This is a genomic window from Exiguobacterium sp. s75, from assembly GCF_018617145.1.
Classification (GTDB): Bacteria; Bacillota; Bacilli; order Exiguobacteriales; family Exiguobacteriaceae; genus Exiguobacterium; species Exiguobacterium profundum.
In genome coordinates this window covers 141,215-161,314 of the sequence record NZ_JACSJQ010000003.1, presented here as the reverse complement: position 1 = coordinate 161,314, position 20,100 = coordinate 141,215, and the positions used below count along the sequence as shown (strand labels likewise).

Annotated in this window: 26 protein-coding genes; 14 read left to right on the top strand and 12 right to left on the bottom strand. The window is 47.9% G+C overall.

Translation table 11 applies throughout. From position 1 onward, the window contains the following. Positions 1-35: 35 nt before the first annotated feature. The 4 genes from KNO68_RS11990 to KNO68_RS11975 form a co-directional block, all read right to left on the bottom strand. On the bottom strand, positions 36-563 hold the full coding sequence (locus KNO68_RS11990) for a DUF2812 domain-containing protein (protein ID WP_078147723.1): 528 nt from the start codon (positions 561-563) through the stop codon (positions 36-38). Further along, positions 560-892 (bottom strand): PadR family transcriptional regulator, encoded by a 333-nt coding sequence (locus KNO68_RS11985; RefSeq protein ID WP_012727454.1) that lies wholly within the window; start codon positions 890-892, stop codon positions 560-562. Before KNO68_RS11985 ends, KNO68_RS11990 begins: the two co-directional genes overlap by 4 nt. A gap of 129 nt (positions 893-1,021) precedes the next feature. Beyond that, positions 1,022-2,149 carry a YfbR-like 5'-deoxynucleotidase gene (locus tag KNO68_RS11980; RefSeq protein ID WP_078147724.1) on the bottom strand — a complete coding sequence of 376 codons (1,128 nt, stop codon included), beginning with the start codon at positions 2,147-2,149 and terminating at the stop codon, positions 1,022-1,024. An 11-nt stretch (positions 2,150-2,160) separates the two neighbouring features. After that, complete coding sequence (locus KNO68_RS11975; protein ID WP_078147725.1) at positions 2,161-3,180, bottom strand: ion channel; 1,020 nt, start codon at positions 3,178-3,180, stop codon at positions 2,161-2,163. A gap of 106 nt (positions 3,181-3,286) precedes the next feature. On the opposite strand from KNO68_RS11975, the gene KNO68_RS11970 reads away from it, so the two are divergent. The 5 genes from KNO68_RS11970 (at position 3,287) to KNO68_RS11950 (ending at position 6,374) form a co-directional block, all read left to right on the top strand. Next, positions 3,287-3,745: a hypothetical protein gene (locus KNO68_RS11970; protein WP_078147726.1), complete on the top strand. Its 459-nt coding sequence runs from the start codon at positions 3,287-3,289 to the stop codon at positions 3,743-3,745. Continuing rightward, complete coding sequence (locus tag KNO68_RS11965; RefSeq protein ID WP_214685362.1) at positions 3,742-4,110, top strand: lipoprotein; 369 nt, start codon at positions 3,742-3,744, stop codon at positions 4,108-4,110. The genes KNO68_RS11970 and KNO68_RS11965 overlap by 4 nt, the downstream gene beginning before the upstream one ends. After that, positions 4,107-5,336: a glutathionylspermidine synthase family protein gene (locus KNO68_RS11960; RefSeq protein WP_214685360.1), complete on the top strand. Its 1,230-nt coding sequence runs from the start codon at positions 4,107-4,109 to the stop codon at positions 5,334-5,336. Before KNO68_RS11965 ends, KNO68_RS11960 begins: the two co-directional genes overlap by 4 nt. Further along, entirely contained in the window at positions 5,333-5,746 is a 414-nt protein-coding gene (locus tag KNO68_RS11955) for a DUF350 domain-containing protein (protein WP_034770831.1), read from the top strand. The genes KNO68_RS11960 and KNO68_RS11955 overlap by 4 nt, the downstream gene beginning before the upstream one ends. 70 nt (positions 5,747-5,816) lie before the next feature. Continuing rightward, positions 5,817-6,374 carry a hypothetical protein gene (locus tag KNO68_RS11950; RefSeq protein WP_214685358.1) on the top strand — a complete coding sequence of 186 codons (558 nt, stop codon included), beginning with the start codon at positions 5,817-5,819 and terminating at the stop codon, positions 6,372-6,374. 41 nt (positions 6,375-6,415) lie between these two features. Here the strand turns inward: KNO68_RS11950 and KNO68_RS11945 are convergent, their stop codons facing one another. Beyond that, on the bottom strand, positions 6,416-7,516 hold the full coding sequence (locus KNO68_RS11945) for a globin domain-containing protein (protein WP_214685356.1): 1,101 nt from the start codon (positions 7,514-7,516) through the stop codon (positions 6,416-6,418). A gap of 186 nt (positions 7,517-7,702) precedes the next feature. Here KNO68_RS11945 and KNO68_RS11940 point away from each other — a divergent pair, with 186 nt between their 5' ends. Then, positions 7,703-8,143 carry an RrF2 family transcriptional regulator gene (locus tag KNO68_RS11940; protein WP_214685354.1) on the top strand — a complete coding sequence of 147 codons (441 nt, stop codon included), beginning with the start codon at positions 7,703-7,705 and terminating at the stop codon, positions 8,141-8,143. A 39-nt stretch (positions 8,144-8,182) separates the two neighbouring features. Here the strand turns inward: KNO68_RS11940 and KNO68_RS11935 are convergent, their stop codons facing one another. Then, complete coding sequence (locus KNO68_RS11935) at positions 8,183-8,671, bottom strand: hypothetical protein (protein ID WP_214687605.1); 489 nt, start codon at positions 8,669-8,671, stop codon at positions 8,183-8,185. A gap of 37 nt (positions 8,672-8,708) precedes the next feature. Continuing rightward, on the bottom strand, positions 8,709-9,641 hold the full coding sequence (locus KNO68_RS11930) for a ring-cleaving dioxygenase (RefSeq protein ID WP_214685350.1): 933 nt from the start codon (positions 9,639-9,641) through the stop codon (positions 8,709-8,711). A 119-nt stretch (positions 9,642-9,760) separates the two neighbouring features. On the opposite strand from KNO68_RS11930, the gene KNO68_RS11925 reads away from it, so the two are divergent. The 6 genes from KNO68_RS11925 (at position 9,761) to KNO68_RS11900 (ending at position 15,059) form a co-directional block, all read left to right on the top strand. Next, positions 9,761-9,970 carry a helix-turn-helix transcriptional regulator gene (locus KNO68_RS11925; RefSeq protein WP_074035697.1) on the top strand — a complete coding sequence of 70 codons (210 nt, stop codon included), beginning with the start codon at positions 9,761-9,763 and terminating at the stop codon, positions 9,968-9,970. Beyond that, a complete protein-coding gene (locus KNO68_RS11920) occupies positions 9,967-10,434 on the top strand; it encodes a hypothetical protein (protein ID WP_214685348.1) in 468 nt (155 codons plus the stop codon). The genes KNO68_RS11925 and KNO68_RS11920 overlap by 4 nt, the downstream gene beginning before the upstream one ends. A gap of 129 nt (positions 10,435-10,563) precedes the next feature. Next, positions 10,564-11,892, top strand: a complete 1,329-nt coding sequence (locus KNO68_RS11915; RefSeq protein ID WP_215112545.1) for an MATE family efflux transporter — start codon at positions 10,564-10,566, stop codon at positions 11,890-11,892. Beyond that, positions 11,876-14,167 (top strand): bifunctional glutamate--cysteine ligase GshA/glutathione synthetase GshB, encoded by a 2,292-nt coding sequence (gshAB, locus tag KNO68_RS11910; RefSeq protein WP_214685344.1) that lies wholly within the window; start codon positions 11,876-11,878, stop codon positions 14,165-14,167. Before KNO68_RS11915 ends, gshAB begins: the two co-directional genes overlap by 17 nt. Positions 14,168-14,229: 62 nt before the next feature. Further along, positions 14,230-14,562, top strand: coding sequence for an ArsR/SmtB family transcription factor (locus tag KNO68_RS11905; RefSeq protein WP_214685342.1), 333 nt, complete (start codon positions 14,230-14,232; stop codon positions 14,560-14,562). Further along, a complete protein-coding gene (locus KNO68_RS11900; protein WP_214758102.1) occupies positions 14,559-15,059 on the top strand; it encodes an SRPBCC family protein in 501 nt (166 codons plus the stop codon). Before KNO68_RS11905 ends, KNO68_RS11900 begins: the two co-directional genes overlap by 4 nt. 43 nt (positions 15,060-15,102) lie before the next feature. Here KNO68_RS11900 and KNO68_RS11895 read toward each other — a convergent pair whose 3' ends face one another. From KNO68_RS11895 to KNO68_RS11885, 3 genes are read right to left on the bottom strand one after another with little or no spacing between them, the layout of a single operon-like run. Then, on the bottom strand, positions 15,103-16,161 hold the full coding sequence (locus KNO68_RS11895) for a threonine aldolase family protein (protein ID WP_215112544.1): 1,059 nt from the start codon (positions 16,159-16,161) through the stop codon (positions 15,103-15,105). Between the two features lie 55 nt (positions 16,162-16,216). Beyond that, complete coding sequence (locus tag KNO68_RS11890) at positions 16,217-17,197, bottom strand: zinc-binding dehydrogenase (RefSeq protein ID WP_214810779.1); 981 nt, start codon at positions 17,195-17,197, stop codon at positions 16,217-16,219. 2 nt (positions 17,198-17,199) lie between these two features. Further along, a complete protein-coding gene (locus KNO68_RS11885) occupies positions 17,200-17,691 on the bottom strand; it encodes a lactoylglutathione lyase family protein (protein WP_074035577.1) in 492 nt (163 codons plus the stop codon). 118 nt (positions 17,692-17,809) lie between these two features. Between KNO68_RS11885 and KNO68_RS11880 the strand changes: the two genes are divergently transcribed. Next, positions 17,810-18,118: a winged helix-turn-helix transcriptional regulator gene (locus tag KNO68_RS11880; RefSeq protein WP_078147739.1), complete on the top strand. Its 309-nt coding sequence runs from the start codon at positions 17,810-17,812 to the stop codon at positions 18,116-18,118. Positions 18,119-18,146: 28 nt separating this feature from the next. Here KNO68_RS11880 and KNO68_RS11875 read toward each other — a convergent pair whose 3' ends face one another. Next, positions 18,147-18,527: a VOC family protein gene (locus KNO68_RS11875; protein WP_012727475.1), complete on the bottom strand. Its 381-nt coding sequence runs from the start codon at positions 18,525-18,527 to the stop codon at positions 18,147-18,149. Positions 18,528-18,602: 75 nt separating this feature from the next. On the opposite strand from KNO68_RS11875, the gene KNO68_RS11870 reads away from it, so the two are divergent. Next, positions 18,603-19,082, top strand: a complete 480-nt coding sequence (locus tag KNO68_RS11870) for a GNAT family N-acetyltransferase (RefSeq protein ID WP_215112543.1) — start codon at positions 18,603-18,605, stop codon at positions 19,080-19,082. Positions 19,083-19,097: 15 nt separating this feature from the next. Here KNO68_RS11870 and KNO68_RS11865 read toward each other — a convergent pair whose 3' ends face one another. Continuing rightward, positions 19,098-20,099, bottom strand: a complete 1,002-nt coding sequence (locus KNO68_RS11865; protein ID WP_078147741.1) for an ABC transporter permease — start codon at positions 20,097-20,099, stop codon at positions 19,098-19,100. Position 20,100: the final 1 nt, after the last annotated feature.

Sequence of the window (20,100 nt, the reverse complement as noted above, 5' to 3'; positions counted from 1 at the left end):
GAAACAAAGACGGATGGCTTGTGCCATCCGCCTAGTCATCCTTCCCGGCTAATTCGTTTGCGTTTGAAACGGTAGCCGATGTACGGAAGTCCTGTAAACACGAGACCGATCGTCACGAGTAGTTGAATCCCAATCAATATTGTCTCGACAACGGTTGGCCAATCAAACTGAAACAACGAAAAGAGGGCAATCCATAAAATACCTAGGATGAGCGCAGCCCTTCCCATCTGACGCTCCATGTCATGATATTTTTCCTCTGTTGTTTCGACATCCGAGTAAATCGGCTTGGCATCTCGATTTCCTTTGAAAATATGAATCTCATCCCCGGTTGATGTGACATGTTCCCACCCGCTCGACGCAAACAGGTCAAAGTAGTCTTCGTCTGGACGAGTACGATAGTCCAAACTATACTGAACGTCTTCCGGTTCCCCTTCAACGAGCGTGTATCCTAGCGGGGCAAACTTCTTCAAATGCCATCCCTTGGCCGCCATTCGTTCTAGTTTCCGCATCTCACGCTCTTCAGCAAACGCCAATCCCCAGCTCGACATATACTTTTGTCTCATCTTGATCCCTCCATATCCAAAATGGCACAGGCATCTTCGACCATCGCCTGTCGTCTCTTCACATCATCCGTTAAAATCGAGCGGCCTTTATTCGTGATTCGATAGTTCTTTTTCTTTCCGTCCCCATCCATCGGTTCAATCAGTTCGGCGTTCAACAACTTTTTGATAATCGTATACATCGAAGCCGGACCAATTTGCATTCGCCCTCGCGTGGTCTCTTCGACAAATTGCATGACTAAATAGCCATGACGTGGCGTCGTGAGCGCCAACAGGATATAAAACATACTATCCGTCAGTTCCCCTAACTCTAATGAGTCCGTTCGCGGCATCTTTCCACCTCCTATATCATTGAATGATATATTTCTTACACTCAATATATATCGTTAAATGATATATGTCAATAAATGATATAAAAAAAGCCGCACCCTTTTAGGTATGCGACTTCAAGATAAACGGTTTTAACTAGTGACATAGTCTAAATCATGCAAGATATACGCCAGGAAGAAAATCATGCTTGGATTCTCATATCGCATCTGGACTTTACGGAGCTGCTCGCGATACGTGACCTCATACTCGGCCCCGTTCATCTTCCGCTCCATGTTCATCTTGATGAGCGCATCAAGCTTGTCCATCATATCGACGAGCATTCCCTCATACGTATCGTCTTTCGAGTCAGCCATATATCGACGGAACGCCGGTTGCATATACTCAGGCAACAGTCCAAGCAGACGTTCACTTTCCGCTCGCTCGTATGCCTCAAACGCAGCCCCCGTCTCTTGCGTCGAATGTTTGACTGGACCGAGCACGTCTCCGGTCACCCCTTCAACTAAATCGTGACAGAGAAGACGAGCCACGAGTTCGGCGACATCGACATCGACGTCGTACTTCTCACGCTCTAAGAGCCCACTGAACATACCGAGCGCGGCAGCCCGGAAACCATGAATCGCATCGTTGTCGTCAATCGTGTTAAAGCGACCTTTCCAGCGACGGACACTATCCATCCGCATGACGTTCTCGATGAATCGCAACACATCCGTTTCTGCCTCGACCTGGTCGAACAGCCAGCGAACCGAATCAATCGGATGATGTCGGAGTGCGGCTTTCATCTCTTCTAGTTTGTCATCAAAGTGCGGAGAGCCGTGCGCGACTTCTCGTCGCACGAACAACATCGCATCGAACGAATCAATCCCGTCCACGATTCGACCTTCGAACGAATCATCTTCCGCTTCCACCACGAAACGATGAAAGTGAGGACGTAATGATTGCGACAGCAGCTCGACAAGACCGAGACTCGCTGTTCGTTCCATACGCTCGATGTGACCGATCAAGGTCGGTTCTTTTTTCGTCCGGTGCATGATCGGACCCGTTTGTACTTCATTCATATCGTGGAAAATGGCTTTCCCGAGCAAATCGAGCAAGTCGACTTCACGCCCGTTCTCTTTTTCCACATAAGCCGCGATCAAGCTGAAGACCGCGACACGAAAGCTGTGACTCGCTGCATTATCATGATAATGGGGGGCATATTCGTCCCATCGTTGCACGTTTTGCATGCGTGTCATCTTTCGGATAAACGTTCCGTTATGCATGGTTTCACTCCTTACGATAATCGTTCAAATACATCGTCATGACAGACGACATATAACATGTCTGTTTCCTGAAGCGGCAAATCGAGCATCGTCGCCACATCCAAGCGGTCATTGACCGCGATGAGTGTCACCCCTGATTCAAGTAACGCTGTATTTGCTTGTCGAACATTCTGCCACTCGACTTTTGGTTTCAACGCTTGAATGTTCCCACCTGACTGTTTGCTCAGCAACTGACGGAAAATTGCTGTCGTTCCAGGTTGTAACGTCGCTTTTGCCATCAAGAGGGAGACCGAGTCGTTCGCTAAAATAAAATCGTCGACGCGGACGTGTTTGAATTTCGAGATATTTCTTTCTTCACACACTTCGACGACCGTGTGCAAGTCCACCTGATACTCAGAAGAGAGTGCCTCGACCGCTGACGCGATCAATAACGACTTCCCATCGGCGAGTAACGTCTCCGTGATACGGGCATCCGCAAAAATCGCGACGCGTCGCGCCTTCAAGACGTTTGCTTGCAGCAATACCGCTTCATCCGAAGCATCGCCTGATACGAAGTGAACTTGATCGTGCACGTACGGTTCCTCAACTAACTGATCAATCAATACGATCTCTGCTTTCGGTTCGTAGTTAAGCACTTCATCGATTGCTTTCTTCGTCTTCGGGGACCACCCGATATACACATAATGTCCTTCTCCACGATACACTAGTCTTCCCTCCCGTTTTAGCCGTTGAAACGTCGCACCGATTTCAACCAATTTTCCAATCAACGCCCCGATAATCCCAATCCCGAATAGGAATAAGAATATCCCGAGCCATCGCCCTGCCACGGAGGATGGATAAAAGTCCCCGTATCCGACGGTCGTCAATGTCGTCATCGTCCACCAGAACGAATCAAACAATGATCTGAATGTCTCTGGTTCTAAAACATAACCGAGCACGGTTCCTAAGATAATGATGCCAATCGAAGCTAAGACGACATTCAAAAATGATAATTTCGCTAACCCTTTCCACACACGAAATAAGATATGCACTGTTTCCCCCTCCTTCTCTCTTATATACTAAACGTAACCACAAAAAGATTCACGAAACCATTTTGATGGTGATTCCGTATAAGAAGAAAAAAGGAAGGACTGACTTATGAACTCCATCGTCTTAGAGTATCGTCTCTATAAAAATGAATTATCGTTCGAACCACTATACCATTACACGTCTCTCGGCTTAGACGAAGTGCTAGCTCGTCGTGAATGTGAGTTTTTCGTCAAAGACGGCATGACCTATAAACAACGCTCATCCGCCTTAGAAGGTGATCAATACTTCTTGATTTATGTCGACCGTTACACAGAAGGACTGATCGACAAACACGAAACGAGTGAGATCAAGGTCGAGATTCGTACACTTGACGACCGTTTTGACAACCCGTTACTCGAGGCCTATTACGTCGACCGTCACCTCGATGCGCTCGCTATGCTCGGGAGCCAGTATTTATATGTCGCCGGCAAAGAATATGAACGCGATTCAGCAGAAACAGATGAAGATCGTGGTGTGTATGTTATCTACGTCACACCGACTGGTTATGAATTGGAGGAATCAACATGAAGACAAGCAAGAAAATTTTAAGCGGACTATCCGTTGCGGTATTGACCACTTCCCTTGCCGCGTGCGGTGGGGATGAATATGAAGAGGCGGCACTCCCGGAAGAACCGACAGGCTACGAATGTGATGACTGGGACTGGGATGACGTGACCGAGTCGTATTATTGTGACGACGATCGTTCCCCTCATTATGGTAGTTATTTCTTACTCGGGAACCTGTTCCGCTCGAAAAGTGCACTAAAAAATTCTTCTACCTACAAATCCTACAAGTCGAACGGTGGCGCGACCGGTTCCGTATCGAACGGCTCAAAATCAGGATCGTCAAAATCTGGACTCGGCAGTGGCTCTAAAGGTGGATTCGGCGGATGACACGTGACGAACTTTACAGTCAAATCCCTTATTTTTGGCCCGATTTAAACGATGAAGAATATGCCTTATATGATTGTTTTGAGATGACCGCCTCGCAGGTTGCCTCTGTCCGAGAGGCAACCGAGGCGGTTGACTCGATTTTTCGGAAGACGAATCAATTGTTACGCACCCTGCCTGACGAGACGCTCTTACTGCTTGGTTACCCTGAGGCGAGTCTGCCGTTCTTACGGGAGAAGACGATGCCGCAGGAGACGATCATCGGTCGTTACGATTGGATCATGAAAGACGGTCAACTCAAATTGATGGAGTTCAATGCAGATACGCCGACCTTTATTAAGGAGCTCTTTGACGTGAACGGCGTGGTCGCTTCCGAGTTTGGTCTCCTTGACCCGAACAGAGAAGCCACCGCTCAACTAAAAACCGAACTGCGCAAGGCCATCGTCGCCGCGTGGAATCGACTCAAACGAGAAGGCACACCGAAAATCGTCTTTACGGCACATGGCGACAACATCGAAGACAAGTGGACGGCGCGCTTTCTGCAAGAGACGCTCGATTTACCGTCTGAATTCGTACCCTTGCACACTTTACTCGTCGACGAAGACGGTGTCTACACACCATCGGGCGAACGAATCGACATCTTGTATCGTCAAACATATCCGATCGAGCATCTTGTGGACGACCGGGCTCCAGACGGAGACTTGATCGGCATTCGGTTACTTGAACTGAACCTGCACAAGCATGTGTCATTGCTCAACCCGCTCTCGGCATTCCTCATGCAATCAAAAGGCGTACAAGCCCTCATTTGGGAATTGTATGAGACCGAGACATTGTTCGATGAAACCGAGCGCGACATCATCGACACCTATTTTTTACCGACTTACTTAGATGAGACACCGTTTCTCGGCGAATCGGACTATGTCAAAAAACCGGCGTTCGGACGTGAAGGAGACTCCGTCATCTTGTATACGAAAGATGGCCAACCGTTTCACCGGGAAACATTACAAACGTATGCGGAAGAGACGGCTGTGTACCAACAGTTCATCGAACTTCCGAAACGGATGACGACGACCGTCAAGGGTCGCGTCGAGACACATTACATGATCGGATGTTTCTGTTTGAATGGACACCCGTCCGCACTCGGCGTTCGCGCCGGCAGCATGATCACAAACAACCAATCTTACTACTTAGCCGTTGGCACACCTACACAAAAGGAGACGAACTCATGACATTCATCACACTCGATTCAATCTTAAGCTTCCTCGCCCACCTCGGGACAGGATTCGGTCTCATTCTCGCGGGACTCATCATCTTCGCCCTGACGACCAAATATTCAGAACGTAAGTTAATCAAAGAAGGCAACATGGCCGTCGCCTTGAAACTCTGGGGGAAAGCGCTCGGACTTGCCATCGTCATTTATACAGTCTGGGCGAACAGCGTCAACTTGCTCGATGCATTCATCTGGGGACTCGTCGGGATCGCCGCCCAAGTATTGGCGTTCTGGACGTTCGAATACGTCCTTACACCAGGCGTGAACTTAGAAAAAGAAGTCGAGAACGGCAACATGGCTATCGGTTTCAGCTTGTTCGCCGCATCACTCGTCGTCGGCATCATCGTCGCCGCGAGCTTGACGTACTAATTCAAACACCCCATGTACGCATTGGCGAAGCATGGGGTGTTCGTATTTATAAAAGTCAGGAGGAACAATCATGTCGAAGCGAATCATCTTACTCACAATCGTTTCCGGTCTCATCATCGTAGCCATCGCAGTCGGTGTCGGACTTTACACCTACACTAACATTCAGACTGACAAGTCATACGAAAATGCCGAAAAAGAAATGAATCGTTATATGACGACGAACAATTGGTATACGTTTGAAATTCATAATATGGAACAGTCCGTTCTCTCTTTTTACACAAATGAAGACCGCTCCGTCATCGGTCTAGCTGAGATTGATGTCGAAACAGGGAACTTAGGGTCTGTCACGAAACAAACAGAGCCGAATCAGCCTTTTGATTTCGTCATCCTTCGAGTTGAAGACATGGAGTACATCGGTGTTCACCTTAAAGAGCGACCGGAAGATGTCGTCTATTTACGGTTAAACGGTGACGATGTCTCAAAAGATTTTCTTGTCAACGATCCCGAAATTGAAAGCTACACCATGACATATGTCATTGAAACATCACGACCGTCAGATGGTTCGTGGTCACTTGAAACATTGGATGCCAACAAACAAGTCATACATTCAAGTGAACTCACGGAATAACCTATATTGTGCATCAGGACGACTTTTTCCAGTCGTCTTTTTTAGTTGGTCGCAAGAACTCCAGACGGTCCGAAAAATTCATATCGTGCCTGTGGAATCACACGTACAACCGTCTCCATCATCGCACTCGGTCCGCACGTATAAACATCATGCCCTTCCACATCAAGTGCTTCAAGGTGTGACTTATTCATGCAACCCGATACGTCATCCACGTGTGTGATGAGTTTAAGCCCTTGATTCACGAGTTCATCGAGTTCGTCTCCGAGCGGACGAAGGTCCATACTCCGAACTGCGTGCAATAACGTGACAGGACGTCCTTGTTCGAGTGCCGTCTTCGCCATGTTGAAGAGGGGCGTGATCCCGATTCCTCCCGCGATGAGTGTGAGCGGACGATCAGACGTTTCAAGGATAAATTCTCCTGCTGGTGCGCTCATCGGGACTTCTGTTCCGACCGTCTGTTCATGGAGCCAGTTTGAGACGAGTCCCTCCGCTTTCGGCGCAATCCAGTAGCCGTCTTCTGTCGTCTCGATGACACTATATTGACGGTGATGTAGGATGTCCTCTCCCGCAATGCGCGCTTGAACCGAGACGTATTGTCCTGGGATGGCTGTGCCAATAACTCCATCTTTCGCGACGAGACGGAATCGTTTCACTTCAGGTGTATCTACTATGATTTCTTCGATGACGAACGGTTTGAATCCGACCCATGGCGCGTCATCATACATTTTTTTCTCGAGTGAGATGAAGACATCGGCAATCACACCGTAAGCTTTTGCCCATGCATCGATGATGTCAGGTGTTGCAGCTTCACCGAGTACGTCTTGAATCGCCGCAAGCAAGTTCTCACCGACAATCGGATAATGCTCCGGTCGGATGTTCAAACTTTTATGTTTATGAAGTGCTGGTTGGATGGCAGGAAGAATCGCTTCGAGTCGGTCGATATGAAGGGCAGCCGCATAAACCGCGTTCGCGAGTGCTTCTGGCTGACGTCCTCGCTTTTGATTCGTATGGTTGAAGAAGTGACGAACTTCTGGATTTTGTTCAAACATTCGTTGATAAAAATGCTTCGTGATCGTCACACCATGTTCTTTCAAAACTGGTGCCGTCGCCTTTATAATCTCAATCGTTTGTTGATCTAACATGTGAATTTCCCCCTTTTGTTTTGTACACGTTCATTATGTGAGACAAGTCACTTTAAAGCAATATATTAAATACTTGTTTAAAGTAGATTTCACGTTTCTGACTTATTTTCGCCATTACCCTTTCACATTTGTTCGAATCGCACTTTTTGGGATTGTCTTGTACAATGAAACGAGAGGTGATGATGGATGAGACTCACGCAAACATGTGACTACGCACTGCGAACATTGATGTATAGCGCTACGTTTTCACATCGGCTCGTCACGATTCAAGAAGTGGCAGACCAATATAACATCTCCAAAAACCATGTCATGAAGGTCGTATATGAGCTTGGGAAATATGGTTATTTGGAATCGGTGCGTGGTCGAGGCGGCGGCTTTCGACTCGCACGACCGATGGATGACATCAATGTAGGGGAAGTCGTTCGGACGATGGAACCCTTCGAACTCGTGGAATGCTTCGGGGAAGGCCGATGCGTCATCGCACCTGCCTGTGATTTACGAGGAGTTTTGAATGAAGCCATGTTGGCGTTTCTTCATGTACTCGATCGTTACACGATTGCGGATCTCGTCGTCAACCGAACGAACGAACTTGCCCTACTCCTAGGCGCACAAAACCCGACGGACTGAAAAAATCGTCGGGTTTTTGTATGTCTCTGCTTTTAGGAATCATCGCCACCAAAGTTTTATCATTTTCTTCACATATAGTTCTGGGGACGTCTGATGAATGAAATCTTCAAAACATTCATTCAGGTTATTTTCTAACTCTTCATCGAGTTCATTTCCATCTTCATCATACAATTCAAAATGTGTATATTTCCAATCGTTATACGCATCAAACAATAAGTCATGGTAGCATTGCCAATGCTTACCGAAATTTGATGTGAATGTTGGCACCCATTGATTGATATAAATATTGTGTAGCAACTCTTCGAATTTGGATGAGTACCCATGGTTATTTCCGAGCTTGTTAACCAAGTCTTGAAATGTTTCCAGCGTCATCGGTTCAACCTCACCAGAATAGTCATAACTCACTTTATTGAACTGATAAGGATGCGGAAATGCCTCTTCTGTTTTTATCCATTGATGAGGGGGATATTGCTCGATAATTTTACCTAGTAATCTGGCAATTACAAGATTGACTGCCTGCGTCTCCAATTCATTCACCTCATGACAGTTATGAATGTTCACTCGACTATAGCTTCTTTAGTCTCGATTCGATTTCCACTCGTCTCGACTCAAGAAATGGCGGCAAGGCCAATCGCTCTCCGAGTGTCTCAAGCGATTCATCCGTCGCAAATCCCGGTTCATCTGTTGCCAGTTCCACTAAGATTCCGCTCGGTTCGCGGAAGTAAATCGACTGGAAATAATAGCGGTCAATGAGACCAGAGTGGCTGATCCCATGTGCGTCAAGCTTCTCAATCCATTTCGTCATATCGTCTGATTGTTCCACTCGAATCGCCACATGATGCACACTTCCTCGCCCTGGTCGTTCCGATGGCAAATCCGGCCGATCGATGAGATGGATCTCTGTCGCCACACCACCCTCACCCGTCTCAAAGACACGCACGTCATGACCATCCCGTTCAAATGTCGTTACATATCGATAGCCAAGCACTTCTGTCAGCACCCGTGCCGTCTTGTCAATCCGCCGTACCGTCCACTCACTAAACCCGAGACCGAAGATGCCGAGGTCCGTTGGCACTGGACCTTTGCTCCAAGGTGTCCCGCTCCCTCCTTCTACAAGACAGAGACGTTGACCCTCATGATCTTCGAACGAAAGGGTTGCCCTTCCTAAAACCGACTCGATTTCTCCGTAAGATACATCGAACGCGTCAAAACGCTCCTGCCAGTACGCGAGCGCTCCATCCGGCACCCTGAGTGCTGTCCGGGAAATACTGCTTGACCCTCGATACGTCTGTCCGAGAAACGGTAACTCAAAGAACGTCAAATCGGTTCCAGGTGTACCCGTCTCGTCTGCATAAAACAAGTGATACATCGATGGGTCATCCTGGTTAACCGTCTTTTTGACGAGCCGCATCCCTAGTATTTCCGTGTAGAATCGCAAGTTCTTCTTAGCATCCCCGGTCATCGCTGACACGTGATGTTGTCCACTAATCACCTTCATCCCTCATCTCCCCTTTCGACTATATCGTTATTGTATCATCCCCAAATGAGTAAAGTCCTCTTTACATTATGTAAAGTTTGTTTTACACTAGTGGTAGAAACTAGAAATGAGGTGGCACGATGCCATTAGTCAACCGCGTGAAAGAACTGCGTGCCCGGCACCAGTTAACCCAAGGCGACCTGGCCGAAAAGGTCGGTGTGACGAGACAGACGATCATCTCGCTCGAGAAAGGCAGCTACACACCGTCACTCATGCTGGCGATGCACATCGCACGGGTGTTCGAGGAACCGGTCGAATCTATATTCACAATCGAGGAGGAAAGAAAATGAAACACGTTGTCGTTCAGTCTATTTCCAGCATCATCCTGTATGTCCTGATGGCATTTCTATTCAGCTCATTTTTATCCGATGTGTCGAAGACCGTCAGCGAGTCTGACCGATTCTTAGTTGAATTCAATCTGCTTCCCCTACTTTTACTTGTTGTTTTTGGCATTGTTTGGACAGTCTATTCGTTTAACTCCCGGCCGAACAAGCAGTTGAGCTTCACTCAATGGTCTGTCCGCATGACTGAATTTAGTGAAGTCGATGAGCGTGAACAAATCATCACAGTGAAATCGACAAAAGCGGCATACATCTCGTTCGGCATCTCCGTTCCTATTTTTATGGGGTCGTTTATGTTCTATCCGTTGTTTGAAGATACACTTCCCGCCTATCCGATCTATGCACTCGCTTCAACGCTCATCATCGCGACACTCGTCTACATGACGACTTGGATTCGCGGTTATCGACATTAAGGAATTCATCACGAATTCCTTTTTTTGTGTCCATTTTTCATCGATTCGGCTATCATGATTGCCAATTCTATTATACCGTGCTTATATATAACTAAATGGTTATATAAAGAATGTAAGGAGTCTTGCTTTGTGAAAACTGTCGATTTGACGATTGGAAACGTGCAACGCGTCATTCTGGCTCTTGCCCTTCCGCTCGTCGGTAGCTCGTTATTACAATTTACGTATAGTCTCGTCGACATGTTTTGGGTCGGTGCGCTCGGGAGCGATGCTGTGGCAAGTATCGGTGCAGCTAGTTTTTATATCATGCTCGGACAGGCGATTCAATCGTTGATTGTCGTTGGCGCCGGCATCAAAGTATCACAAGCTGTCGGGAGACGTGACCTCAATTCGGTTCAGCGTCATGTCTGGGCCAGCAGGCGTCTGAATCTAACACTCGGTCTTTCGTACGCCTCTCTACTAATTATGTTCGGTCATACATTCATCGGCTTTTTGAATATGGGTGCCCCCGCTGTGGAGCAGCTTGCGTATGAATATTTGTTCGTCAGCGCGCCGATGCTCATCTTTTCTTTCTTTAATTTGCTGTTTGCTCGTCTATTCAGTGCATATGGCAATACGACAACAGCGATGCGAATCAATGCGACAGGTGTCATCCTCAATATGATTCTCTCCCCGATTTTCATTTATCCATTCCAACTCGGTGTGATCGGGGCTGCCCTTGCAACACTTGTCGCCAACGTCATGATGTTCGGATTGTTTTGGCACCGCGCTCGTACATTATTCAATTGGGATGAAGTCGTTCAGCCGACTCGAGCTGACTATAAAGAAATCATCCGTCTTGGTTTTCCGATGGCAACCCAACGGATTTTGTTCACGGTAATCAGTATTTTTCTTGCCCGCATGATTGGCTCATACGGGACGGAAGCGATTGCGGCACAGCGCATCGGACTTCAAATCGAATCGATTGCCTACATGATGATTGGTGGCTTGAACGGAGCAATGGCTAGCTATACCGGTCAAAACCTCGGGGCACGAAAAGTAGATCGTGTTCATGAAGGTTACCGGGTAACGACCCGACTCGGGATGGTTTACACAGGATTCATCATGTTGTTATTTTTAATCGTCCCAGATTTACTCATTGGTCTATTCGTCGATGACGTTCGAACCATCGAAATTGGGGCGAGCTACTTGCGAATTATTGGCATTTCGCTCGTCTTCTCATCGATTGAAATGATCGGAAACGGATACTTCTCAGGACTCGGATTACCGAAAATCCCCGCGACCATCTCGATTATTTTCACAGTGGCCCGTATCCCGCTCGCATTTGTTCTTGAGCCTTATCTCGGAATCGATGCCATCTGGTGGAGTATCGCCATCTCAAGTATCACAAAAGGGCTTGTCTCCGCCCTCTTTGTCCGACTAACGAAAAAGGAAGTGATTTCCCTTGCAAAAGCAGTTTAATCAACTACCCCACCATCTCATCACAAGTGGAAAATTTGCCATCGAGCGAGAAATGTTACGAGTCACGTCAGAAGGCACACTAGCTGTTACGAAGCATCCAAAAGCACTCGGTCATAAAGCGACACATCCATATATCACGACCGACTTTTCTGAAAGTCAAATTGAGCTTGTCACCCCGACGTTTCCAACGATTGAGGCGGCACATCATTTCTTAGAAACGCTTTACGATATTACGGCGCTCAACATAGGCGATGAACGCCTTTGGCCACAATCGATGCCATGTGCCTTGCCGGAAGGTGGTACGATTCCACTCGCTGATTTTGGTGTGTCCGGAATAGAGGCTAGCCGTTATCGTGAGCATCTGCTCCAAAAATATGGTGCGAAAAAACAACTCATTTCTGGAATCCATTTCAACTTTTCATTTTCCGATGAGATGTTATCCGCATTATACGAAGGATCCCCTGAACAAAATCGACACTTCAAAGATCACCTATATTTGAAGTTAGTTCGTCAATATTTACGAATGCGTTGGCTCATCGTCTATTTGCTCGGTGCTACCCCAGCCGTACATGCGAGTTATGAAGAACGATGTGTCAGCCAGATGCAAGCGCTCCATGTAGACACTTTTTCAAATAAACAAGCATTGTCCTATCGGAATAGCGACTGTGGGTACACGAATGTTGAACCGCTTTATCCAAATTATGCGACACTCTCAAGTTATATAGACGATGTAAAACGGTTCATTGCCAAAGGCGAGATTGCCAATCCGAACGAACTCTACTCCCCCATCCGATTGAAAACATCGAAAGGTGGTAACGACTTAAATCAACTCGAGGCACACGGTATCGATTACATTGAAATTCGCAATATCGATTTGAATCCGTTTGAAAAGACCGGAATTGCTCGTTCAGATTTACGGTTCCTTCATCTGTTTTTGTTGTACTTGACCTTTACTAAGGAGACATCTCATGTCGATTGGCAAGCTGAAGCGTACAATAATCAACAACGTGTCGCCAAAGAAGGCATGTCTCCCGCAAGCATATTGACTCGAGATGGTTACGCCATACCTTTACACACGTACGCGACAGAACTTCTCGACGCCATCGATTCGTTCAACACACAGTATGACCTCGGCTTCGAAGATGTCTTTCCAGCTATACGCGAAAAAATTGATCACGTGGACCGGACGTACGCTTCCCGATTAAAGACGATTATGACCGAGACGGGTTATCACGCATGGTCCCTCGCCCAAGCAGAACACTTTTATGAGGACGCCTATGCAAATCGTTTTCGCATCCACGGTTATGCCGACCTGGAACTGTCTACTCAAATCTTAATGAAATCCGCAATTAAACGTGGTTATCGTGTCGATGTCATCGATCGTTCCGACCAGTTCATTCGGATTCGAAACGGCAAACACGAAGAATACGTCAAACAGGCAACGAAAACATCAAAAGACAATTATGTTTCCGTCTTAATGATGGAGAATAAAACGGTGACAAAGTTTGTACTCGCAGAGCATGGCATTCGTGTCCCTGAAGGGGTAGAACTTCAAGATGAATCAGATTTACGTCAGGCATGGCATTCATTTTCAAAACAACCCATCGTCTTAAAACCAAAGTCCACAAACTTCGGAGTCGGTATTCACATTTTTAAAGACGGAGCGACGTATGAGGAAGCACGGTCTGCATTTCAGTATGCGAAAACGTTTGATGATGTCGTTTTACTTGAGACATTCTTACCCGGAAAAGAATATCGCTTCCTCGTCATCGGAGATGACGTCGCGGGCATCCTCCATCGTGTCCCGGCGAACGTCACTGGAGATGGCACCTCTTCGATCCGTCAACTCGTTGCGACAAAAAATGAAGACCCGTTACGCGGAAAAGGATACAAGACACCGCTCGAGAAAATCGAAATCGACGAGGTCGTCATCTCATTTTTACGTGCTCAAGGCAAGACACCCGATAGTATTCCCGCTCTCGATGAGCGTGTCTTCTTACGCGAAAACTCTAATATCAGTACCGGCGGAGATAGTATCGACTATACGGATCAAATTTCTGACATCTATAAGCGTATTGCTGTCGATGCCGCTAAGTCAGTCGGGGCAACCATCTGTGGTGTCGATATGATGATTCCCTCTCTCGATGATGCGCAAATCGAATACGGTATCATCGAATTGAATTTTAATCCCGCCATCCATATCCACGCTTTTCCTTATGAAGGAAAAGAACGACCGATTGGTGAGATGCTACTTGATTTATTGTTTAAATATTGAGTATTCCTGTTACGGAATATTCCTAATTAGGAATATTAAAAGCAAGAGGACGGTGACGAAAAATGGAAGAGAGATTGGCTTCTTTGTTTCATGCGTTAGCCGACCCGAACCGGTTGCGGATGATCGAATTGTTACGGAAACAAGAGTGGACGGTCGGAATGATGGCAAATCAGCTTGGGATCAGTCAACCGCAGACATCGAAGCACTTGCGAATTCTGTATGATGCAGGTCTCGTCACAGTAACCATTGATGCCAATCGAAGACGTTATGCACTCAAGTCTCAAGCACTCGAACCATTAGATGCTTGGCGGACCTATATGGCTCGGGAAACAGAGCGACTCGATCGATTGGAGACGTTTTTAGCGGAGTCACAGCGAGAGGAGAATGGATCATGAGTACGGTCAAATCACATATAGAGGGCACGACATTGATTATGGAACGTCTGTTCAAGGCACCACGCCAACTTGTATTTGAAGCATTCTCGACACCTGCACATTTAGAGAAATGGTGGGGACCGTCCGGATGGGAGACGAAAGTATACAGCTTCGACTTCAAACCGGGGGGGATTTGGCATTATTGCATGACTTGTGTCGACAAAGAACAAGGTGACTTTTATGGTATGGAATCATGGGGCAAATCAACCTTTATCGACATCGATCCATACTCCCAAATCGTCTATACGGATGCATTCTCGGATGCGGACGGACACGTCAATCCGGACTTGCCTGTCATGACGATCACAAATGAATTTCTCGATACATCGGAAGGCACGTTATTCATTAGTCGCTCCGAATTCACGAATGAAGAGGCTCTCCAACAAGTCGTCGAAATGGGCGCTGTCGAAGGGTTCACTTCCCAACTCGATCGTCTCGAAGCGATTGTAAGCCAGTAAAAAACATGCACCGTTCCCGAAAAGGAATGGTGCATGTTTTGATTCATCTGAACTGCCGAAACAATCCATCAAGCTGTTCTCGCGTAATCCGTTCAAACGTATCTCCGATGCTTACTTCGGTTGAACAGTGTCCGTCTTTTTCAACAAGATACCCCGTAATGCCTACTCCTGTTTCTTCTTGGATGCGCGCAATCTTCTCACCAAGCTCTTCCTTCTCCCCTTGAAAATGAAGATGGAACATATTCGTGACCGGGATGCGTGGAGTCGTCCACACGCCATCGAGTTCATTGAAGCGTGCTGCTAAGCGGACGGCCTCGTTTCGATACTCGGCCATCTTGTCTTTTCGTAGCTCATAATAATAATCCGCGGACAGGATGTATGGATATAAGCTGATCAAGTCACCACCGTAGCGTCGCTTCCATACTTTCGACATGTCACAAAATGCCTTCGGTCCAGCAAGGATGGCGCCGGCAATGCCACCGATTCCTTTATAAAACGAGACGTATACGCTATCAAAGAGCGCACAAATCTCAGAAGCCTCTTTTTCATAATACGGAAGCGATTCGAACAGTCGTGCACCATCCAGATGTAGATGAATCCCTTTCTCACGACAGTGTTCATGAATTGCCACAAGTTCCTCGAACGTCGGCAATTCCCCACCGATTTCTCGTTGTGGCAGTTCGAGCAACAGACACGCGATGTCCGATAACGCTTGAATCTCTTCGAGCGTCATCAATCGGTTTTCGTCCCCCACTAAAATCGGTTCGATGTGATGCAACTCTTTTAAACCATCCTGCTCATGAATTTCAAGGTGGCACAGCGGGTGATATGCGACCTTTTTCTTCCCTGTCTCATCACACCAAATGCGTAGCGCAATCTGCTGTGCCATCGTACCGCTTGGAAAGAATACTGCCGACTCTTTCCCAAGAACCTGTGCCATCTTCTCTTCGAACTGTCGAATCGTTTTCCCCTGTCCATACTGATCACTCGGCTCATCTTCACGCACATGCTCAAATGCGCGTTTCAATACCCCGGCTTCCCGTTTGCCGTGACCGCTCAATTGAACGTTCGTCTGACGATACGTGTCTGCCAATCGCTCCATTCTTTCCCCTCCTCGACAAATAAGCTCCCTGTCAGTATAACAGGGAGTCCTCTCTTCAGTCGCGAATGCGGACGATGAGTTTACCGCGCACTTTTCGCGTTTGTAGTTTTTCGAGACCTTCTTTCAATTGGTCGAACGACAACACTTCTGTGACGAGATCGTTCAGTTCACCTGCATCGAGCAAGTTCATCATCTCTTCGGCCATATACGCCAAGTTGCGAATCGCATGTTCGTCCTCGCTCGCATGCGCCGCCCCGAGTGCCACTTCGTGAATCGAAGGAGATAACGTGAAGCCTTTCATGTTCGTCATGTCTGGTGGCCCGGCGATGTAGGCGAGGTGTCCGCTGAATGCGAGACGATCTAGGTCTGCTGTCGCAACGTCTCGTCCGACTGTATTCAAAATCAGGTCGACACCACGTCCATCTGTTTCTTCCATGATCCGTGCCGTCACGTCCTCAACGTTATAATCAATCACCACGTCCGCCCCGAGTGATTCTACCCACTCAACGTTCTCAGGAGATGCCGTCGTGAATACCTTCAGACCGAGCCGTTTTGCGAGCTGAATCGCAAATCCACCGACACCGCCCGCTCCTGCGTGTATGAGAATCGTCTCCTTATCTCGCGTGTTCAGCTTCTGCATGACCGCTTCATATGCTGTCATCCCCGCACACAGGATAGAAGCCGCCGCCTCATCGCTTACACCTTGCGGAACGACCGCACACGCCCGGGCATCGACGACCGTATACTCGGCGAATCCCCCATATTTCGATAGATCCGTATGAACAGCCACACGCGAACCCGTAATGATGTTGGCGATACTCGAACCGACCTCAACGACTTCTCCGACGAGGTCGACACCGAGAATGTGTGGATATGACCAATTCGGGTTTCCGTTTGATCCGACTTTATAATCGACCGGATTCAAGGCGACCGCTTCGACACGAATCAACAGTTCTCCCGCTCCTGGCGTCGGTCGGTCGATTTCTCCAATATGCAGATGATCAAGACCAGGTTGATCGAGTAGCCATGCTTTCATGTTTAGTAAGCTCCTTCCGAATACGTGAGTTCGTATGAGTGTGAATAAATTTCAACGAGGTTGCCGAATGGATCTTCGCAGTACACCATGCGGTACGGTTTTTCACCTGGGTAGTATTCACGAATCGGCATCCGTTGTCTCCCGCCGTGAGCGACAATTTTCTCGACGAGCCCTTCGATGTCAGGGTCTTGTACACAGTAGTGGAAGATCCCTGTCTTCCAAAACTCGAAGTTGTCTTCTGGTGTTTCGTTGTTCGGGAATTCGAACAACTCAATCCCGATTCCGTCTCCCGTTGACATATGAGCGATTCGGAATTTGCCCCAGCCCGGTCCAAAGACGTCGGTACACATCACACCGATTGGCGAATCATCCTCAACGACGTCTGATGGTGTCATAATCGTATACCACCCCATCACGTCCTCATAAAATTTTACGGCCTCAGCGACGCTCGGTACAGAAAGACCGATGTGTGAAAACGTTCTTGGATATGTCATGTTTCATTTACTCCTTTTTGTTTGCTCAATTTAGCGGGTAACGATAAGATACTGTCATTGAAGCAAGAAAAAAAGTACGCACATTGAAGTAACTACCCGAAAGTGAGGTTCCTTGAACATGACCACATCGTTCCCCGTCAACCGCGCACTTGAGATTATCGGCGGCAAATGGCGCCCCCAAGTGTACTGCACGCTTCAAGATGGACCGCTTCGTTTTTCTGATATTCAACGAGCGATTCCGGACGTCAGCCGAAAAGTGTTGACCGACCAATTGCGCGAGCTCGAGCAGCTCGGCATGGTTCGCCGTGTCGACTACTCGACCGAGAAGCACCTGCACGTCGAATATTCATTGACCGAAGACGCCCTCGGACTGCAACCCGCCATGAATGCCCTTTGTTCATGGGGAGAGTGCCACGACAAAAAATAATCCCGAGCCACATGGCCCGGGATTATTTTTATGAGGCGAACAGACTAATCAAATTCCCATCCGCATCGTACAGGATGGCGTAACGTTGACCCCAGAACGCATCCCACGGTGCTTTGTGTGACGCATAACCTTGTTCAAGGATTGAGTCATACAAAGCATTCAATGACTCACGACTGTCACATAAAAAGGCAAGCTCGATTCGATGCCCGTCTGCCTGTTTCCATTCCCCGTATACCGATTCGGCCACTTCTACCGTATCGAACGCGAGACGCACGCCTCCTTCATCAATCTCTACATGTGCTTCCCCGTTCATCGCTTCTGGAATCTCAAACCCGAGCGCCCGATAGAAATCGAGCGACCGCTTCATATCCGTCACGACGATCCCGACCATGTCCAATTTGACTGCCATCATGTTCCCTCCCCTTATTTTCATGATACGATTTGAGTGTAGCATGACCAATTCGATCAGAGACGAGGAATTTTTATGAGCCATACGTTTCAACCACTCACCCAAGAGCAAGCCGAACGTATCGCCTTCGAGTGGCGCTATGAAGGCGAATACGCGTTTTACAATATGGATGCTGACGAAGAAGATCTCGCCTTATTTTTAGATGCAGATGAGCGAGGTGATACAACGTTCGCCATTCTTGACGACGAACTCATCGGTTTCGTCACGTTGCAATTCGAATCAGTAGACGCTGTTTCTATCGGTCTCGGCATGCACCCTGATTTGACGGGGAGCGGCAACGGACATCGATTCCTCACGTCAATCATAAATTGGATTGAGGCGACATATGGGACTCGCACAGTGCGTCTTGCCGTCGCCACGTTTAATAAACGGGCCATCCGATTATACGAGTCTCTAGGCTTCATCCCACAAGACACGTTCATGCAGGAGACGAATGGTGGTGTGTATCCGTTTCTTTCAATGACACGTGAACAAAGCGAACCCCCGAACAACTGATGTCCGGGGGTTTTGTCATGTCCGCTGTTTCTTCTGAATATAAGAAAGACCGAGCGCTCCAATTAAAATCGTCCCTTTGACGATGTCTTGCGCATAATACGGCACGTCCCACATCGTCAGTCCGTTCAAGAGAATTCCAATCAAAATAGCTCCAATCAATGTCCCGATCACGTTCGGGCGCCCTGTCCCAAAGACGGCGTAGCCGATGTAGGCAGCCGCGACAGCGTCCATCAAAAGGGGTGCTCCAGCCGAGACTTGTCCCGTACCAATCCGAGATGCAAGAATGATTCCGCCGATGGCTGCAAACAATCCGCTGAGTACGTAGGCGTACAACTTGATTCGATTCACGGCGATCCCGGAACGACGGGCCGCTTCGGCGTTCGACCCGACGTAATAAAATTCACGCCCGGTCCGCGTATAAGTCAAGAATAGATGCGCTCCGATAAAGAACACCAGCATGAGCAGGGCGACGAACGGAATCGGACCGATCGTCCCTTGACCGATGAATAGAAATGACGGGATGAAACGCCCTGGCGCCGTCCCCCCTTCAATCGGCATGTTGTCATAAATCGAGAATCCTTTCGTATACGTCAACTGAATCCCGTTAATGACGTACATGATGGCGAGTGTCGCTAGTAAATCCGGTAATCGGAATTTGATTGTGACGAGCGCGTTCAACAGCCCGACGAGAATCCCGAGTGCAAGTGGGATCAGCAGAGCGACGAGAAGCTCTTGTCGATGAAGGACGAGACTTGCCGCTGCCCCGATTGTCGCAAGACTCGCCGTCGAGCCGACCGACAAGTCGAATCCTCCGACGATGAGCGAAAACGTGACGCCGAGGGCAAGTAGCGAAACGATTGAAACCGATTTGATGATGTCACTAAAGTTTGCGTAGGTCAGAAATTGATCGTTCGTCACGGTAAAGACCGCAATCAAACTAAGGATTGCGAGTAACGTTCCATACTGACCGATATGACCGCTGATTCGTTTTCGTTCTTTGACTACTAACTGTGCCATG

Bases quoted from the DNA above. Each gene is read 5' to 3' on its own strand.
- KNO68_RS11940 (WP_214685354.1), top strand. From the start codon at position 7,703: ATGAGACTCACGCAAACATGTGACTACGCACTGCGAACATTGATGTAT.
- KNO68_RS11965 (WP_214685362.1), top strand. From the start codon at position 3,742: ATGAAGACAAGCAAGAAAATTTTAAGCGGACTATCCGTTGCGGTATTG.
- KNO68_RS11895 (WP_215112544.1), bottom strand. From the start codon at position 16,161: ATGGAGCGATTGGCAGACACGTATCGTCAGACGAACGTTCAATTGAGC.
- KNO68_RS11865 (WP_078147741.1), bottom strand. From the start codon at position 20,099: ATGGCACAGTTAGTAGTCAAAGAACGAAAACGAATCAGCGGTCATATC.
- KNO68_RS11875 (WP_012727475.1), bottom strand. From the start codon at position 18,527: ATGGCAGTCAAATTGGACATGGTCGGGATCGTCGTGACGGATATGAAG.
- KNO68_RS11985 (WP_012727454.1), bottom strand. From the start codon at position 892: ATGCCGCGAACGGACTCATTAGAGTTAGGGGAACTGACGGATAGTATG.
- KNO68_RS11920 (WP_214685348.1), top strand. From the start codon at position 9,967: ATGAAACACGTTGTCGTTCAGTCTATTTCCAGCATCATCCTGTATGTC.
- KNO68_RS11890 (WP_214810779.1), bottom strand. From the start codon at position 17,197: ATGAAAGCATGGCTACTCGATCAACCTGGTCTTGATCATCTGCATATT.
- KNO68_RS11990 (WP_078147723.1), bottom strand. From the start codon at position 563: ATGAGACAAAAGTATATGTCGAGCTGGGGATTGGCGTTTGCTGAAGAG.
- KNO68_RS11905 (WP_214685342.1), top strand. From the start codon at position 14,230: ATGGAAGAGAGATTGGCTTCTTTGTTTCATGCGTTAGCCGACCCGAAC.
- KNO68_RS11870 (WP_215112543.1), top strand. From the start codon at position 18,603: ATGAGCCATACGTTTCAACCACTCACCCAAGAGCAAGCCGAACGTATC.
- KNO68_RS11880 (WP_078147739.1), top strand. From the start codon at position 17,810: ATGACCACATCGTTCCCCGTCAACCGCGCACTTGAGATTATCGGCGGC.
- KNO68_RS11950 (WP_214685358.1), top strand. From the start codon at position 5,817: ATGTCGAAGCGAATCATCTTACTCACAATCGTTTCCGGTCTCATCATC.
- KNO68_RS11960 (WP_214685360.1), top strand. From the start codon at position 4,107: ATGACACGTGACGAACTTTACAGTCAAATCCCTTATTTTTGGCCCGAT.
- KNO68_RS11980 (WP_078147724.1), bottom strand. From the start codon at position 2,149: ATGCATAACGGAACGTTTATCCGAAAGATGACACGCATGCAAAACGTG.
- KNO68_RS11970 (WP_078147726.1), top strand. From the start codon at position 3,287: ATGAACTCCATCGTCTTAGAGTATCGTCTCTATAAAAATGAATTATCG.
- KNO68_RS11885 (WP_074035577.1), bottom strand. From the start codon at position 17,691: ATGACATATCCAAGAACGTTTTCACACATCGGTCTTTCTGTACCGAGC.
- KNO68_RS11945 (WP_214685356.1), bottom strand. From the start codon at position 7,516: ATGTTAGATCAACAAACGATTGAGATTATAAAGGCGACGGCACCAGTT.
- KNO68_RS11930 (WP_214685350.1), bottom strand. From the start codon at position 9,641: ATGAAGGTGATTAGTGGACAACATCACGTGTCAGCGATGACCGGGGAT.
- KNO68_RS11925 (WP_074035697.1), top strand. From the start codon at position 9,761: ATGCCATTAGTCAACCGCGTGAAAGAACTGCGTGCCCGGCACCAGTTA.
- KNO68_RS11900 (WP_214758102.1), top strand. From the start codon at position 14,559: ATGAGTACGGTCAAATCACATATAGAGGGCACGACATTGATTATGGAA.
- KNO68_RS11955 (WP_034770831.1), top strand. From the start codon at position 5,333: ATGACATTCATCACACTCGATTCAATCTTAAGCTTCCTCGCCCACCTC.